Origin of the sequence: Nonomuraea sp. NBC_00507 (genome assembly GCF_036013525.1) — a bacterium.
In the GTDB taxonomy this organism is placed as follows: Bacteria; Actinomycetota; Actinomycetes; order Streptosporangiales; family Streptosporangiaceae; genus Nonomuraea.
Window position 1 is genome coordinate 12529838 of record NZ_CP107853.1, and the last position, 15682, is coordinate 12545519.

The following is a 15682-nucleotide window of genomic DNA, read 5'->3' on the forward strand; positions in this document are numbered from 1 at the left end:
TCTCGTCCAGCGTGTTGCCTCGTGCGTTCCGCAATCCATCGAGTGAAGAGATTCGGTCTATCTCGCTTCGGGCGCGGCCGTGGCCTCGCCGATCGCCTCGTCGCCGGGGAAACCGATCGCGCCGAGGAAGAACGCCTCCCACCGCACCCTCACGCTGACCGTCACCAGCGCCTGCCCCTGCCCCACCGAGCACTCGCCGCTGGTCACGTCGTCGCCGCCCTGGGCCGCGACGATCTCGTCGGCCCGCGCGCACACCTGATCGTCACCGAGCAGCCGGGTCTCCCCCGTGGCGCGGAGGTGGTCGACGTCGATCTGGTCGGCGCCGGCCCGCGCGGCCTGCTCGGCCACGTCCGCGGCACGCAGCCGGGCGTTGATCGCCGCCCCGCCGTCCACCAGCAGCCCAGCCAGCAGGAACACGGCCACGGAGAACAGCACGGTGAACACCGACATCGAGCCGCGTTCACTCATCGATCCTCCTGAACTGCTCCAGAGGCACCACGGCCGTGCCGGTCATCCGCGTGGTGCCGCCGAACCCGAGGAAAGCGAGGTCCAGCTCGCAGGTCACCTCGGCCTGGACCTGGCCGCCCTGCTCCCACTCCGAGCCGTCCAGCGACACCGACGGTGAGCCGCAGGGGCCGGTGAGCGCGCTCTCGGCGATCGCCTCGGCCGCCGCCTCGGCCTCGTCGAACGTACGTTGCACCGACGCGGCCCTGGCGGCGTCCCTGGCCGCCCCGTTGACCCGCCCCTGCGACTCCACCAGCACACCGGCACCGGCGAGGAACATGAGGAACAGCAGGAAGAGCGGCGCCAGCATGACGGTCTCCACGGCCATGGAGCCGCGCTCGCGATCTCTGGTCATCCGCAGTCCTCGCCGCCGTCGTCGGGGCGGAAGCACTCGACGGGCCCGCCCGCGGTCGCGGTGATCGTGAACGTCAGCGGCGGGAGCAGCGGGATGACCTGCACGGCGCTGCCGGTCACCGTGACGAAGCGCTCGTCGGGCTCCTTCTCGGACGTCGTGGCGGTGGCGTTGCCGAGCAGCTGCGGCCCGATGGCCCGGACGATCTCGGTGGCCTTGGCCGTGGCCGCGCCGGGCCAGTCGCCGGAGTCGATGGGCGCCGCCCTGGCGACGCGGGCGCCTTCCCTGGCGGCCGCCTCGGCCACCTGCCGCCCGTGGAACCAGAGCGCCACCTGCACGATGAGCAGCGACACCGCGAGGACGACCGGCATGAGGATGGCCAGCTCGATCGCGGTCACGCCGCGTTCGCCGTCGCGGGGCCTAGCCGCCGCCACCGTCGCCGCCGAAGTTCGACCGGATCTGCTCCTGTTGCTGCTCGACAAGAGTCCTGATCAAGGTGGCCAGGCCGAGCGCCACCCCGGCGATGATGGCAGTGATGATCACCCATTCCACGGCGGAGGCGCCGCGGGTGGGCGCCGTGCGGGCGCGGTGGATGCGCGAGCTCAGCCACGCGGTGAGGTAAATGATCCAGGGATGGTTCACGAGACCCCCAACATCTTCATAGCGGCGGGAAAACTGAGGAAAATCACGAATCCGGCGCAGAGCAGGAGCTGGGCCACGAGCATCGACTGCGAGCGCTCGCCTGCCCGGCCCTCGATCTCCGCCAGCTCGCGGCGGCGCAGGGTGGCGGCCCTGGCCGTGAGCGAGGCGCGTACTTTGGCGCCGTCATCGGCCACCAGGCCGAGCGCGGCGGACAGGTCGCGGAGCTCGTCGACGTTGATCTCCTCGCCGAGCTGGCCGAGCGCCTGCCATGGGGTGATGCCGACGATCCTCGCGCCGCTCAGCGCGTCGCGGATGCGGCCCATCGCCCAGTTGGGGCGCTCGCCGCTGACTGAGACGGCCATCATGAGCGCCTCGGGCACGCCGCGGCCTCCGGCCAGGTTCATGGAGACGAGGTCGAGGAACGCGCCCACGGCGTGGCGGAAGTCGCGTCTCTTGGCCGCCGCCTCCTTCCTGATCTGCAGATCGGGCAGGAAGAAGAACACGATCGCCACGAGCACGGACGACCAGAACGGGATGGCGAGCGAGGTGCCCCACCCCATGAGCACCAGCCAGCCGAGCAGCAGCGGGAACGCCAGCAGGCCGCTGGCGGCCAGCAGCGCCTTGGTCGCGAGGAACGCCTCGAACGACCGCCCCAGCAGCGCCAGGTCCGATTTGACCGATCTCGCCTCCCAGCCGCGGGCACCGTAGAGGCGGGCCAGCCGCACGCCGAGGCCGCGGCGGAACGCGCTGACCTCCTCGTCCGGCAGCACGAGCTGGATGCGGGGGGCGTCCGCGTCCTCGCGTACGGCATCGAGCGCGAGCAGCCGCGCCACCAGGCCGGGGCGGGCCGGGAAAAGGGCCCGCAAGAACACGAACAGGCCAAGTCCCAGTACGGCGCCCGCCAGCGCGCCCTCAACCATGGCCGCCCCCTCCCATCAGCAGCCGTGTCGGCTTGTCGAACCTGGCCAGCCGCCTCATCCAGGCGAACCCGGCGCCGAACAGCCCGGCCACGATCACGAGCACGGCCTGCCCGAGCAAGCCCTCGTATTCGGCGACGTAGGAGGGGTTGAACACCACCAGGATCGCGGCGAAGCCCAGCGCGGTGATCACGACGATCTGGACGCTGCGCCTGGTGGCGCGGCGTTCGGCCTCGACGCGGCGGCGCATGTCGAGCTCCTCGCGGGCCGAGACGGCCAGCGCCCCGAGCACGTCGCGCAGGCCGGGGCCGCGCAGCTTGGAGTTGAGGATGAGCGCGGCCACCACCAGGTCGGCTGAGGGGTCGTCGAGCTCGTCGGCGAAGAGGGCGAGCGCCTCCGGCAGCGCCATCCTGGTGTGCAGCCGGTCGATCATGGCCCGCAGGTGGGGCCTGAGCGTGGGCGCGGCGGCCCTGATGGACGACGGGATGGCCTGTTCGAGCCCGGCCGCGCCGGCGATCGTGTCACGCAGCGACTCGGTCCAGGCGGCCAACCCTTCGAGGCGGCGCATCGCGGTGCGTTCCTCGGCCGCGCCGCCCGACAGCCCGCGCCAGGCGAACACGAGCAGCACCGTGCCCGCCGCCATGACCGGCCAGCGGGTGATCACCAGGACGATGGTGGCGGCCACGGCGGCGATCGCGGCGCGCGTGGTCAGCATCTTGACGAGGTGCCGCTTGGGCTGCGGTGGGCGGGGGCGCAGGCCGTACAGGGACAGGACGAACAGGAACAGGCCGCCGCCGGCCACTGCGCCGGCCAGCAGAGCGAGCGGGTCGAACGTGAGCGCCATCCGTCACCACCCCCCCGGCGTGTAGCCGTGCGCCATGAGCTCGTCCAGGCAGGAGACCGGCGCGTGCGGGACGGCGGCGCCGTCGGGTCCCGGGATGAACACCTCGCTCGACAGGACACGGCCGTCGCAGCCGTTGACCTCGCGGATGCTGGAGACGTAGCGGCGCAGGGTGCCGCCGCGGTGGTAGTCGTTGCGTTTCTCGATGAAGATCACGAAGTCGATGGCGCCCGCGATGAGCATGTGGGTGGCGTCGATGGGCAGGCGCTCGCTGGCCTGCAGGGCGTAGGTGGCGATCCGGTTGAAGACCTCCATGCTGGAGTTGGCGTGGATGGTCGACAGGGAGCCGTCGTTGCCCTGGGTCATGGCGTTGAGCATGGTGACGATCTCGTCGCCGAGGACCTCGCCGACGATGACGCGGCTGGGGTTCATCCGGAGCGAGCGCCTGACCAGCTCGGCCATGGAGATCTCGCCCTGGCCCTCGGAGTTGGGCAGGCGCTGCTCGAAGGCGACGACGTTGGGATGGAGCTCGGGGAACTGGTCGAGGCCGAGCTCGAGGGCGCGTTCGACGGTGATGAGGCGCTCGCTGGGCGGGATCTCGTTGGCCAGGGCCCGCAGCAGGGTGGTCTTGCCGGCGTTGGTCGAGCCGGCGATCATGAGGTTCTTGCGGGCGGCGACGGCTGCGCTCAAGAACCTCCCCACGTCCTGACTTATCGTGCCGTTGCCGACTAGATCGGACATGAAGACCTTGCCCAGGCGGGCGCGGCGGATCGAGACCGCCGGCCGTACCGTGACGTCCATGACCGCGCTCAGCCGGGAGCCGTCGGGAAGGCGCAGGTCGAGCTGCGGGTTCGCGGTATCGAACGGCCTGCTCGACAGGCCCGAGTACGCCGCCAGGATCTGGATCAGCTCGATCAGCTCGTCGTCGGATTCGGCGACCGGGTCCTGCGTGAGCTCCTGGCCGTCGGCGTAGCTGACGAAGACCCTGTCGCAGCCGTTGATGTCGATGTTCTCGACCTCGGGGTCGTCGAGCAGCGGCTGCAGGCGGCCCACGCCGAACAGCGCGGCGTGGATGCCGGCCGCGAGCGCCTCCTCCTCTTCCACTGTGGGAGGCGTGCGGCCGAGGCCGATCTCACTGCGCGCGTGCTCCTCGAGGACCTGGGAGATCAGCGCCCTGGCGAACTGGCGCTCGTCCTCCCCGGTCATCGCGGGCAGGCCGTTGGCCTGGTCGAGCCTGCGCTGGTGGGCCAGGCGGTCGCCGACTTCCTGGCGGAACCGCTTGACCAGCGAGTGATCGATCATCGGTGGCTCACCAGCCTCGTCGCCAGGTCGCGGGCCGTTCGGATGAGGAGCGAGCGGTCCAGGCGGCCGCCCCACTGGCCGCGCAGAAGCTCGGCGCCCTTGGGGTCGTAGGCGAGGCCGTAGACGAACTGCACGCTGGGGCCGACGATTCTGCGGACGTCCTCGATCGAGGCGCGGTAGGCACGCGGGTCGGCGATCACCACCACGCCGTGGGCCTTGCTGACCTGGAGGCGTTCGCGCAGGTGGGCGACATGGTCGAGGCTCGCCCTGGTGAGCAGCACGACCTGCTCGGCCTCGGCCAGCAGGTCGCCGAGCTGCGGGTGCGCGCCGAGGCGGCCGCAGTCGGCGATCACGTCGGCGTTCGGGATCGCGGCGAGCGACCTGCCCAGCGGACCCCACAGCCAGGTGAGGCCGGCGGCCTGCTCGCCGTGGGTGAGCCCGGCCAGCACGTCGAGACCACCGATGATCTTCTGCGTGTGCTGATGGATCTGGGCGGGCTCCAGGCCGCGCCTCGCGGTCGCGCCCAGCGTGAGCAGGCCCTTGCCCGGGTTGAGCACGCCGCCGTCGGCGGCGGGCAGCCGGTAGGCGAGGTCGCCGCCCGCCGGGTCGCACTCGGCCAGCAGCACCGGCCGCGGCCACACCGCGGCCAGGGCCGTCGCGGCCGTCGTCACCCCCGGCGCGCCCTTGTCGGCGGCCAGCACGATCAGTCCCACGTCAGCGTGCCCCCGGCAGCTCGGCCACCGCGATCTCACCGGTGGAGGCGAACGCCGCTATTTCCGGCGCGGCCGCCGAATCCACGACCACCGTGATCTGGCCGGAATTTCCAGATCTGGACTTGTCGCCGGCGGCGAAGACGAGCGCACTGGCGGCCAGGACGCGCGTTTGTCCCTGACTCGAACGGCTCGGTACGAATATCACCTGGACGCGGTCGCCTTGTTGGATGCCGGCGGGCATTTGCCCTGGCTTGAGCGCCAATCCGACCGTGGCCTTTCCCTCGCCGAGCTCGCTGCTGGCCCGGACGCCCATCTGGTTCGTCAGCAGGGTTCCGGGCAGGATCGTGACGGCCGCGAAGCTGTTGACCACCTGCTGGCGCTGCGACCAGCTGACGAAGTCGACGCCCGTGTCGGCGATCTTCACTTCTTCGAGCGCCTCGGGCGGGAACTTCTGACCTGCGCCGATCTGCTGGGTGACCCTGATGGCGGAGACGCGGTTACCACTGTTGAGCACGAGCAGGGTCGTGGCCAGCGCGCCGCCGAGGATGAGCAGGACGGCGAGCGCGGCCAGGGCCGGCTTGCGTTCGCGGGGTGGCACGGGGAGCTTGCGCGAGGCCGGGCCGGACAACCCCGCCGCCGCGTTGACGGCAGGCTTTTCACTGGTCCTCATGGGTGGGGGGCTCCCAAGGTGATTTGCGGAATCCACGCCATTATGTGGGGCTTGTTCGGATGGCGGGGGCCGAATGCGAGGACCAATGCTTGTTTCGCAGGTAGCGGGATGTCAATGGGAAATAATCAATGCTTATTGTTTCTATCGCATTGACGAGTGGGGATTTTTCCGGCTAGTCGCGCCTGTTTGCCACTTGAGTCACATGGGGCACAGGATTACCGGTTCTACGGATTTATACCCACCAATGGCCCCCGCACCGCCCGCGCCCAGTCATGCCATTGATGTCAACCAACCGGCCTGGCCGCGCTTCGGGCGCTACCTTGGCGGCCGAAGTCGAGCGAGGAGACGGCACCATGCGGATCATGCTCACCGTGCTCGGCGGGCAGGGCGACCGTGACGTCGTGATCGACGGCGACGACAGCACCACAGTGGCCGGGGTGAGTGAAGCGCTCAGCGACGCCGGGCCACTGGCGACGGTCGTCCGGCTGCCCAGAGCCCGAGCGCCCTACGGCATGTCCGCCGGTCGTGGGCTTCCTCCCGACGACGGGCTCCACGTGCCCCGCCCGCGCGGGCCCGAACGGGCCGGCACGCCGGGCATGCCGGGCGGGCATGAGCCGGTCATGTGGCGTGACGGCCGCCCCCTCGACCCCCGAGCCCGCGCCACCTCCGTGCTGCGGGACGGCGACAAGGTCACGCTGGATTCCCGCCTGGCCCGGGCGACGGTCATCGAGGAGCCGGGTGGGGTGGCCGAGGTGCGGGTCGTGGGCGGGCCGGCGGCTGGGGCGGTGCATCGGCTGGGGCTGGGCACTTACATCATCGGCTCCGATCCGATGTGCGCGATCGCCGCCGCCGATCCGGCACTCGCGCCGGAGGCGGTGACCGTACGGGTGACGCCGGACGCGATCACTGCGGAACGCACGTGGCAGCAGCCGGGCCAGGCGCCCAAACTCAAGCTCAAGGGCCGCTGGGCCGGCGAGGTCGCCGAGCTGACGGCGCGGGTGGCCGAGCGGGAGGCGGCCGAGTTCGCGGCCGGCTACGAAGAGGTGCCCCAGATCGACGGCCGGCCGCTCACCGAACCCGTCCAATGGACCGATCAGGCGGTGCTGACCTGCGGTTCCTCGGTCTTCGTACTGACGTCGATCGAGCCCAAGGACGCGCACCTGGCGCCCAGGAGCGAGGGCGGCGTGTCCTACAACCGCCCGCCCAGGCTCCGGCGTCCCGAGCCCGAGCGCACGTTCGTCCGGCCGAAGGAGCCGAGCAGGAACGAGGGCCTGCGCCTGCAGCTGCTGGCCGCGTTCCTGCCTGCCGCGCTGGGGGTGACGCTGGCGTTCGCGCTCAAGCAGCCTTACTACCTGCTCATCGCGCTGATGACGCCGATCATGATGGTCGGCCAGTGGTGGAGCGACCGCCGTCACGGCAAGAAGCAGCACAAGAAGGCGATCAAGGAGTGGAAGGAGCGGCTCCAGGCGTACGACGAGGCGGTCGAGCAGGCCAGGGTGGCCGACGAGGCCGCCCGCAGGGCGGACGCTCCGGACCCGGCCCAGGTGCTGCTCACCGCCACGGGGCCGCGCAGGCGGCTGTGGGAGCGCAGGATCCACGACTCCGACGCGCTCAGGCTGCGGGTCGGGCTCGCCGACCTGCCCGCCAACCTGGAGCTGTCGGAGGAGCAGGGCGGGCCCATCGATCCGCCGATCTGCCGTTCCGTGCCCGTGGCGCTGCCGATGCGGCGGCTGGGCGTGGCCGGCGTCACCGGCCCGCGCACCGTCGCGGCCAGCCTGGCGAGCTGGCTGATCGCCCAGGCCGCGACCCTCCACAGCCCGCGCGATCTGGCCATCGTGGTGGTGTCGGCGCATCCCGACGCCGAGCGCCGCTGGGGCTGGATGCGCTGGCTGCCGCATTGCGCGCCACGTGCAGGCGAGGAATGTGTGGCGCTGTTCGGCACCGACCCCGAGTCGGCGGCGCGCCGCGTCTCCGAGCTCGCCGCCCTCATCGACGAGCGCCAGAACACCGCGATCCCCGAGCTCGGCAAGGTCCCCAGCGGGTGGGACGACCTCGGCGGCCCAGAGAAGCCCACGTTCTCCTCCTATGACGTACGCCCCTACGACGTGCTGGTGATCCTCGACGGGGCACAGGTGCTGCGCGGCCTGCCCAACATGCCGCAGGTGCTGCGCCAGGGACCCCGTTCCGGGGTTTACACGCTCGCCATCGACGATGACCAGCGCCTGCTGCCCGAGGAGTGCCAGACGGTGGCCGCGTGCGGCGGCGACGGCCTCGTACACCTGCGGGGCGGCGGGCTCGACGTCATCGGCCCGGTGCTGGGCGACTTCGTGTCGGCCGCCTGGTCCGACCGCCTGTCCAGGTCCCTGGCGCCGATCCGCGACGTCAGCAGGGACGATCCTGCGGGCAACCTGCCCGGAGCGGTCCGGCTGCTCGATCTGATGGGCATGCCCGAACCCTCCGGCAAAGAGCTGGCCGCCCGATGGCGCGACCGTGGCACCACGAGCGCGCTGATCGGTGTCGGGCCCGAGGGACCGTTCTCGGTGGATCTCAAGCTCGACGGCCCGCACGGCCTGATCGCCGGCACCACGGGCGCGGGCAAGTCCGAGCTGTTGCAGACGCTGATCTGCGCGCTGGCGGTGGCCAACCGGCCCGACCAGCTGACGTTCGTGCTGATCGACTACAAGGGCGGGGCCGCGTTCAAGGAGTGTGTACGCCTGCCGCACACGGTCGGCATGGTCAGCGACCTCGACGGCCATCTGACACAACGGGCGCTCGACTCGCTGGCGGCGGAGATCCGCCGCAGGGAGCGCCTGCTGCTGAAGGCCGGGGCCAAGGACATCGACGACTACGCGGGTGCGGTCCCGCTGCCGCGCCTGGTACTGATCATCGACGAGTTCGCCGCTCTGGTCGCCGAGTTGCCCGACTTCGTGACCGGTCTCGTGGACATCGCCCGCAGAGGTCGCTCGCTGGGCATCCACCTGATCCTGGCCACGCAGCGACCGGCGGGCGTGGTGACGGCCGACATCCAGGCCAACACGTCCCTGCGGATCGCGCTTCGCGTGACCGAGCCTGCCGAGTCGGCCGACGTCATCGACCTGCCCGACGCGGCCCACATCTCCAAATCCACACCGGGCCGCTGCTACGTGCGGTCGGGTGTGGGCGCGGCGACCGCCGTGCAGACGGCCAGGGTCGGGGGCCGCAGCCCGGCGAGACCTCCGGGATCACCGCAGGACGTCGTCGGATCATCGCCGGGCGCCCACAGCGCGGCGACCGGCACCATCCGGGTGCTCGAGGTGAACTGGCGCTCCATGGGCAAACCGCTCCCTCCCCCGCCCGAGCCGGAGGAGGAATCGACGGTCACGGACCTCACGCTGGTGGCCGACGCCCTCATCGAGGCCGCCCGGCTGACCGGCGTCCCGGCCCAGCCCAGCCCCTGGCTGGACCCTCTCCCCACCCATTTCGTCCTGGATCTCCCCAGCCCCCTCCACGCCACCTCGGACGGGCCAGGGTCCGCCCCGCCCCTCAACGCGTCAGGCGTGCCCTTCCGCGGCAACCCGATCCAGGCGCGGGTGAAAGGCTTCAGCCAGCCGGCGTTGGGACCGGACGGAGCTTCGGCATCGAGCCCGGCGGACGCGTCCCTGCCGCGGCCGGAATCCGACCCGTTCGTGGAGGTGACGCCGCTGCCCTTCGGCCTGACGGATCGTCCGTGGGCGCAGGACCGGCTGCCTCTCGCGCTGGACCTGGCCCACGGTGGGCACCTGCTCATCGCGGGCTCCGCGCGCAGCGGGAGGTCGACGGCGTTGCGGACGATCGCGGGATCGATAGCGGCCCATGCCTCCCCCGGCGACGTGCACCTTCATGCGGTCGACTGCGGCTCGGGTGCGCTGCTGCCCCTGGTGGCGATGCCGCACTGCGGGGCGGTGGTGACCCGTGACCAGCTCGACCGGGTAGAACGCCTGCTCACCCGGCTCCGGGTCGAGATAGGCCGCCGTCAGCAGCTGCTGGCCGAGGCCGGGCACGCGTCGCTGGCCGAATACCGCCAGGCGGGCCATCGGCTTCCCTGGCTGGTGTTCATGCTCGACCGGTGGGAAGGCTTCGTGGCCGCGTTCGAGAGCTACGACTACGGCCGCCTCATCGAGTCGTTGCTCCAGCTACTGCGCGAAGGGGCGGCTGTGGGGTTCAGGGCAGTGATCACCAGTGACCGGTCGGGGCTGCTCGGCCAGGTGTCCACGGTGTTCGACGACCGCTTGATCCTGCGCCTGTCCGACTCCTCCGACTTCGGTCTGGCCGGGTTTCCGCTCAAGGGCCTGCCTGCCTCCATGCCCCCGGGCCGCGCCCTGTCCATGGGCGATCACGGCATCGTCGAGCATCACATCGCCCTGCTCTCCTCCGATCCCGCCGGCCCCGCGCAGGTGGCGGCCCTTCAGACCGTGGCCCGCGCCGCCGCCGGCCCGGCTCAAGCGCAGCCGCCGGCGGCCGGTCCACATGGCTGGCGTTGGCACGGGGAGCCGCCCTTGCGGGTGGACGCCCTGCCGATGCGCATCACCGCCGGCCAGTCGCTCGCGCTGGACCCGGCCTTCAGTCCTCCCTCGCCGCTCTGGGCGCTGGTGGGTGCGGGCGGCGACGCGCTCGCGCCGCTCGGGCTCGACCTGCTGGCTCACGGGCCGGGCGCCGTGATCGCCGGCCCCGCGCGTTCCGGCCGTTCGTCGACGCTGCTGTCGGCGGCCCATTCGCTGCTCGCCCAGGGCACGCCCGTCATCGTCGTCGCACCGAGACGCAGCCCCTTGAGAGAGCTGGCCGGAGCGCACGCCGTGCTGGACGGCAACGCCACGAACCTGGCCGAGCTCGTCGCGGATCTGCACCACTATGTCGTGCTGGTCGACGACGCCGAGCTGATCAACGCGGACGGTCCGCTGGGAACGGCGCTGGAGGAGGTGCTCAAGACAGGGAGAGACGGCGATCATGCGCTATTGATCGCCGGCACGACGGGGGATCTGGCCGTCGCCTACCGCGGGTTCGTGGCGGAGACCCGCAAGGCCCGTACGGGTGTGCTCCTGGCGATCCAAGGGCAGACCGACGGCGACCTCTTCACGATTCGGCTGCCCCGTGGGGCAACCGGAGGCCCGCCCGGGCGAGGGATCCTCGTGACGACCGGCGTCATCACCCCCATCCAAGCGGCTCTCCCCGACCACGAATGACGGCCACGGCCGCCCTCACGGTCCGGAGAAGGTGACGTCCAGACGGCGGGCCTTTGGTGGGGCGTGGGGTGAACGTACTGTTTATGAATAGTTCGCGAAGATCTAGACGCGTTGATGATCCAAATGGCACCCTTCCCTCCATGCGGATCAAGACCCTTTTAGCCGGCCTATGCGGCGTTGCCGCGCTTTCCCTTGGTGGCGTGAACGCGGCGAGCGCCTCGGCGGTATCGGCCGGACCCATGTTCCAGCTCCCGTTCCCCTGCGGAGAGACCTGGGTCGGCAGTAGCAAGAGCCCAGCGCACACCGCTGGTTACGAGGTCGACTTCAATGGGAGCGCCGGCGACGGCAACGGCGACCTGGGCAGGACTGTCGTGGCGGCGGCCGCGGGCACGGTGGTGATGTCGGAGTTCCGGACCGCGGACGGCTTCGGCAAAGTCATCAAGATCCGGCATTCCGACGGCTCCGTCACGCTGTACGCCCACCTGAACGACCTGCTGGTCAGCAAGGGTGCGACGGTCCGGCAGGGCCAGAAGATCGGCACCGTGGGCAAGACGTCGAAGAAGTACAAAATGCTCGCCCACCTCCACTACGAGCAGCGCACCTCCTCGGGGAGGATCGTCCCGGCCACGTTCAACGGCGCCAGGTTCCGCTACCCGAACCAGACGCTGACCTCGAAGAACTGCGGGGGTGGCCAGGCCACCACGCCGCCGCCGGCCACGGGCGGCACGAAGAACCCGTACTCGGCCACGCAGGTCTGCGGCTCGGGCTTCAAGCAGATCGACTCGGCCGCTCTCGGCACTCTGGGGCGGGTGGTGCTGCTCTACTCCGCCTCCAGCGGCCAGAACTGCGTCGTCACCCTGCGGAACAACGTCTCCGGCAAGGTCGCCATGCGGGCGTATCTGGAGCTCAAAGACCAGCCAAGGAAGACGGGCGCGGGCAGCTTCCAGTACTACGCGGGTCCGATCCGGGCCAAGGCCGCCCACATCTGCATCAAGTGGGGCGGCGCCATCGGCTCCGTCAGGTATGACAGCCCCTTGGAGCACTGCGGCTGACGGTTGTCGCGGCGAGGCGCCTCTGGCCCCGTGATCCGGCGATCGCGGGGCCAGAGGTGGATATGGTGCTTGAGGGACGTTTGGGAAAGCTGGGCGTTTATGCTGATGCGCGGGCTGTGACGCGCGGGAGGGGCTGTGCAGACCAAGAAGGACCTCTATCAGGCCCACCGCTTGATGCAGCAACGGCTCGGGATGGCGCTCCTGCAGGCCGAGCCGGACGTGCCCGAGTCTCCGATGCGGCGGCAGAACGTGGCCACGTTCGGCGGGATCCTGGTCGGAGTCCTGGTGATGGCGGTGTTCGGGATCTGGGGCCTGGTGAAGCCGGGCAACGCCACCAAGCTGACCGACCCGGGGCAACTGCTCGTCGAGGAGGAGAGCGGGGCCAAGTTCGTCTACAGCCAGCAGCGGCAGCGGCTGTTGCCGGTGGCGAACTACGTGTCCGCGCGGCTGGTCCTGGACGGCGGGGAGATCACGACGCGGAGCGTGACCGCCGCGTCCCTGGCGGGGTTCACCCGTGGGCCGCTCATCGGAATCTCCGGCGCGCCAGACTCGCTGCCCGTCAAGGAGAAGCTGGTCAAGGCCCCTTGGTCGGTGTGCGTGGCGGACGGGCCCGACAACGCGGGCGGGCGCAGGCCGTACACGACGCTGGTCGGGGGGACTGACGTCGGCGGGAAGCCGGTGGGCACGAGCGCGATGGTGGTGTCCGACGGGCAGCAGAACTGGGTCATCTGGGGAGACCGGCGCATGCGCGTGGGCGAGCCGGGCGTGCGCGCGCTCAACGCCCAGCCGAGGAAGGTGCCCACCGCCTGGCTGACCGCGCTGCCGGCCGGCCACGACTTCAAGGGCCCCGACGTGGCGAACCGGGGCAAGAAGGTACGCACCGGAGGCCAGGCCACCGCGGCGACGGTCGGGCAGGTCTTCACGGTACCGGCCCTGCCGGGCACCGCCGCGCGCTGGTACGTCCTGCTCGACGACGGCCTGGCCCCCATCACCGCCGTCCAGGCCAGGCTGCTGCTTGAGGATCCGGCCAGCAAGAAGGCATACGGCAACCGCCCGGTGCAGCCCATCCAGATTGACGCCGCGTCGGCCAACGCGGCACCGTCGCGCCAGAACGTCATGGACACCACCCTGCCGACGGCCATGCCGAACGTGATCACCGTGTCGGGCTCGGTGCCGCTCTGCTCGGTGTACGCGAACACGATGGCGGGCTCGGTCGCGGCGAAGGTGACGGTCGGCAGCAGGATCGCCATACCGGCCCCGGCGAACGCGGGCGTCCAGAACCGCTTCGACCAGGTCCTGCTCCCTCCGGGGAGCGCCGTGGTGGCCGGCCTGCTACCCGGCGAGGGCCAGCTCGGCGCGGTGGCCGGCACGCTGTCGCTGATCAGCGACCAGGGTGTGCGCTATCCGGTGCCGTCGGCGGACGTGCTCGCCAAGCTCGGGTATGACGCCGCCGACATCGCTCCCGTGCCGGCGAGCATCATGCACTCCATCCCGCAGGGGCCGGCGCTCGACCCGGCGGCCGCCATGGTGCCGCTGACGGTAGCCGGCAGGTGAGGCCCTGATCAGGCGCCGTCGGCCACGATGAGATCGAAGCTCCCGGGCAGGGGGATGATCTCGGCGAACCGGAAGCCGACCGCCCGCAGCAACGTGGTGTACTCCTGGCGCGTGCGCTCCATCCCGCCGTCGAACAGGGCGAGCATCCTGATGTCCATGTCCTTGCCAGGATGCGGGGCATCGTCGTCCGGCAGCACCATTTCCAGCACGAACAGCGTCCCGCCTGGGCTCATCGCCGACCGGACGTTGCGGAGGATCCGTACGGCGTCCTCGTCCGACCAGTTGTGCAGGACGTTGGCCAGCAGGTAGGCATCGGCGCCCGGCGGGACCCCTTCGAAGAAGTCTCCCGCCACGAGCCGGCATCGGTCCGCCACGCCGCGCTCGCCCAGGGCGTGGGCGGCGCCCGGTACGACATGGTCGAGATCGAGGAGCACACCCTTGAGCCGCGGGTGCCCGGCCAACACCGCGGCCAGCAGATGCCCTCTCCCGCCTCCGACATCAACGAGGGTGTGGAATCTGGAGAAGTCATAACTCTGGGCCATCGTCCCGATGCACGGCCGCGTACGCGCGATCATGTACTCGTCGAAGAGCGTTCTGAGCGCTGGATCGCGGTCGAGGTAGTCATAGAAGCTCCCGTACCGCTCGGCGAACGCGCTCCTGCCGGTCCGCACCGTCCGGGTCAGGGCGCCTATCGCGTACCAGAGCCCCTCTTGAGCGATCACCCGCACGACGGGACGCAGCGACCCGGGTGCTCCGGAGCGGAGAGTCATTCCGTGCTCGGTGAGCTCGTAGCCGTCGGGAGTGGAGTGCACGATTCCCATGCTGGCCACCTCACGCAAGGCGCGGCGCAACGATGGCGCGTCCGCCCCGCACAGGTCAGCCAGTTCGTCTACGCCGCGAGGGCCGTCCACGAGATGATCGGCGCAGCCGAGCTCGGCCACGGCCGCCAGCGCCGCGAAGCGCGAGAGAGCGTAGATCGCCTCCCACACCGGTTCCCCTGAAGCGGACATCGGATCCCCTGCCCATCACCGTCCGATGCAACTCCTCTACCCAGCGTGAGCGCGGGGAAGCGGGAGCGCCGGCGAACCAGGTGACGGCTACCAGCCCATCTCCGGCATGAGCGACGGCTGCTCCATGTCGAACTGGCTCTTCGGGTTGTCGACGATGTCCACCGAGGAGGGATCGTAGATGGCGCTCGCCTCCATCAGGTTCGGCTTGCTCGCCGACACCGCCTGCAGGCCCGGAAGGTCCTGGGCGAACTGGTTGTAGGCGATGCCCGCGACACCCAGGATGCCGGTGGCCTTCAGCACGAGCTTCCAGTGGCTCCTGAACACCGTGGACACCGAATCGTGCAGCCCCATCACCGCGCGCATCGCCGACGCCTCGCCCTGCAGCGCGCCCGCCACCGACGCCCGGCACACCAGGACGAACGCCGCCAGCGCTTCCAGGAAGGCCCCGACGATGATGCAGACGGACATCAGCACGTGATACCCCTGTGCCGTGCATCTGAGGGTGTTCCCGCAACCGGCCCTGTTCTCGTCGAGCGTCGCGAGGTGCCCGTCGAGGACGTCGACCTTGTCCTTGAACGACTGGTAAGCCCGGCCCTCCCAATCCTCGCTCTGACCGATCTCCGTGGTCAGCCGCTGCAGCTCGCCGCGGAGGAAGGCGATGTCACTGCCGGCGGGCGCCGCCATCGGCGGGCGCCACTCCTGCTGCCCGCCGCCCGTGATGAGCGGCGACGCAGAGGCGGATGAGATGTTGACGGAGTGGGGATTGAGCCACTGGTCGGCCCCCTGGTCCTGCGCGAACGGGTCGGCGACCATCAACCCCATGAGCCCGACGATGGGCCAGGCGTACGGCATGACCACGGCTGCCGCGGTCGCGAGGCCCACAGCGGTGACGAAGCCATCGAAATCATTCTCGTAATCCGCCATCCG

General features: G+C 70.6%; 14 protein-coding genes. 3 read left to right on the top strand and 11 right to left on the bottom strand.

The window, feature by feature from the left end:
- Positions 1–57: 57 nt before the first annotated feature.
- Genes OHA25_RS59105 through OHA25_RS59145 form a run of 9 tightly spaced genes read right to left on the bottom strand, consistent with a single transcriptional unit; the run spans position 58 to position 5941 of the window.
- Positions 58–468, bottom strand: coding sequence for a flp pilus-assembly TadE/G-like family protein (locus OHA25_RS59105; protein WP_327585483.1), 411 nt, complete (start codon positions 466–468; stop codon positions 58–60).
- On the bottom strand, positions 461–859 hold the full coding sequence (locus OHA25_RS59110; RefSeq protein WP_327585484.1) for a TadE/TadG family type IV pilus assembly protein: 399 nt from the start codon (positions 857–859) through the stop codon (positions 461–463). The genes OHA25_RS59105 and OHA25_RS59110 overlap by 8 nt, the downstream gene beginning before the upstream one ends.
- Positions 856–1254 carry a TadE family protein gene (locus tag OHA25_RS59115; protein ID WP_327585485.1) on the bottom strand — a complete coding sequence of 133 codons (399 nt, stop codon included), beginning with the start codon at positions 1252–1254 and terminating at the stop codon, positions 856–858. Before OHA25_RS59115 ends, OHA25_RS59110 begins: the two co-directional genes overlap by 4 nt.
- Before the next feature lie 22 nt (positions 1255–1276).
- Positions 1277–1498 (bottom strand): hypothetical protein, encoded by a 222-nt coding sequence (locus tag OHA25_RS59120; protein WP_327585486.1) that lies wholly within the window; start codon positions 1496–1498, stop codon positions 1277–1279.
- Complete coding sequence (locus tag OHA25_RS59125; RefSeq protein WP_305920261.1) at positions 1495–2418, bottom strand: type II secretion system F family protein; 924 nt, start codon at positions 2416–2418, stop codon at positions 1495–1497. Before OHA25_RS59125 ends, OHA25_RS59120 begins: the two co-directional genes overlap by 4 nt.
- The gene (locus OHA25_RS59130; RefSeq protein WP_327585487.1) at positions 2411–3259 is read right to left on the bottom strand and encodes a type II secretion system F family protein; all 849 of its coding nucleotides are present in this window, start codon (positions 3257–3259) and stop codon (positions 2411–2413) included. The genes OHA25_RS59125 and OHA25_RS59130 overlap by 8 nt, the downstream gene beginning before the upstream one ends.
- Before the next feature lie 3 nt (positions 3260–3262).
- Positions 3263–4558 carry a CpaF family protein gene (locus tag OHA25_RS59135; RefSeq protein ID WP_305920259.1) on the bottom strand — a complete coding sequence of 432 codons (1296 nt, stop codon included), beginning with the start codon at positions 4556–4558 and terminating at the stop codon, positions 3263–3265.
- A complete protein-coding gene (locus tag OHA25_RS59140; protein WP_327585488.1) occupies positions 4555–5271 on the bottom strand; it encodes a hypothetical protein in 717 nt (238 codons plus the stop codon). The genes OHA25_RS59135 and OHA25_RS59140 overlap by 4 nt, the downstream gene beginning before the upstream one ends.
- Before the next feature lies 1 nt (position 5272).
- Positions 5273–5941 (bottom strand): hypothetical protein, encoded by a 669-nt coding sequence (locus OHA25_RS59145; RefSeq protein ID WP_327585489.1) that lies wholly within the window; start codon positions 5939–5941, stop codon positions 5273–5275.
- 353 nt (positions 5942–6294) lie between these two features.
- On the opposite strand from OHA25_RS59145, the gene OHA25_RS59150 reads away from it, so the two are divergent.
- The 3 genes from OHA25_RS59150 (at position 6295) to eccB (ending at position 13745) form a co-directional block, all read left to right on the top strand.
- The gene (locus OHA25_RS59150) at positions 6295–11139 is read left to right on the top strand and encodes an FtsK/SpoIIIE domain-containing protein (RefSeq protein WP_327585490.1); all 4845 of its coding nucleotides are present in this window, start codon (positions 6295–6297) and stop codon (positions 11137–11139) included.
- A 200-nt stretch (positions 11140–11339) separates the two neighbouring features.
- Complete coding sequence (locus tag OHA25_RS59155) at positions 11340–12191, top strand: M23 family metallopeptidase (protein ID WP_327585491.1); 852 nt, start codon at positions 11340–11342, stop codon at positions 12189–12191.
- Positions 12192–12326: 135 nt separating this feature from the next.
- A complete protein-coding gene (eccB, locus tag OHA25_RS59160) occupies positions 12327–13745 on the top strand; it encodes a type VII secretion protein EccB (RefSeq protein WP_327585492.1) in 1419 nt (472 codons plus the stop codon).
- An 8-nt stretch (positions 13746–13753) separates the two neighbouring features.
- Here the strand turns inward: eccB and OHA25_RS59165 are convergent, their stop codons facing one another.
- Together OHA25_RS59165 and OHA25_RS59170 are read right to left on the bottom strand one after the other, a co-directional pair.
- A complete protein-coding gene (locus OHA25_RS59165) occupies positions 13754–14755 on the bottom strand; it encodes a methyltransferase (protein WP_327585493.1) in 1002 nt (333 codons plus the stop codon).
- 87 nt (positions 14756–14842) lie between these two features.
- Complete coding sequence (locus OHA25_RS59170) at positions 14843–15679, bottom strand: hypothetical protein (RefSeq protein WP_327585494.1); 837 nt, start codon at positions 15677–15679, stop codon at positions 14843–14845.
- Positions 15680–15682 lie beyond the last annotated feature (3 nt).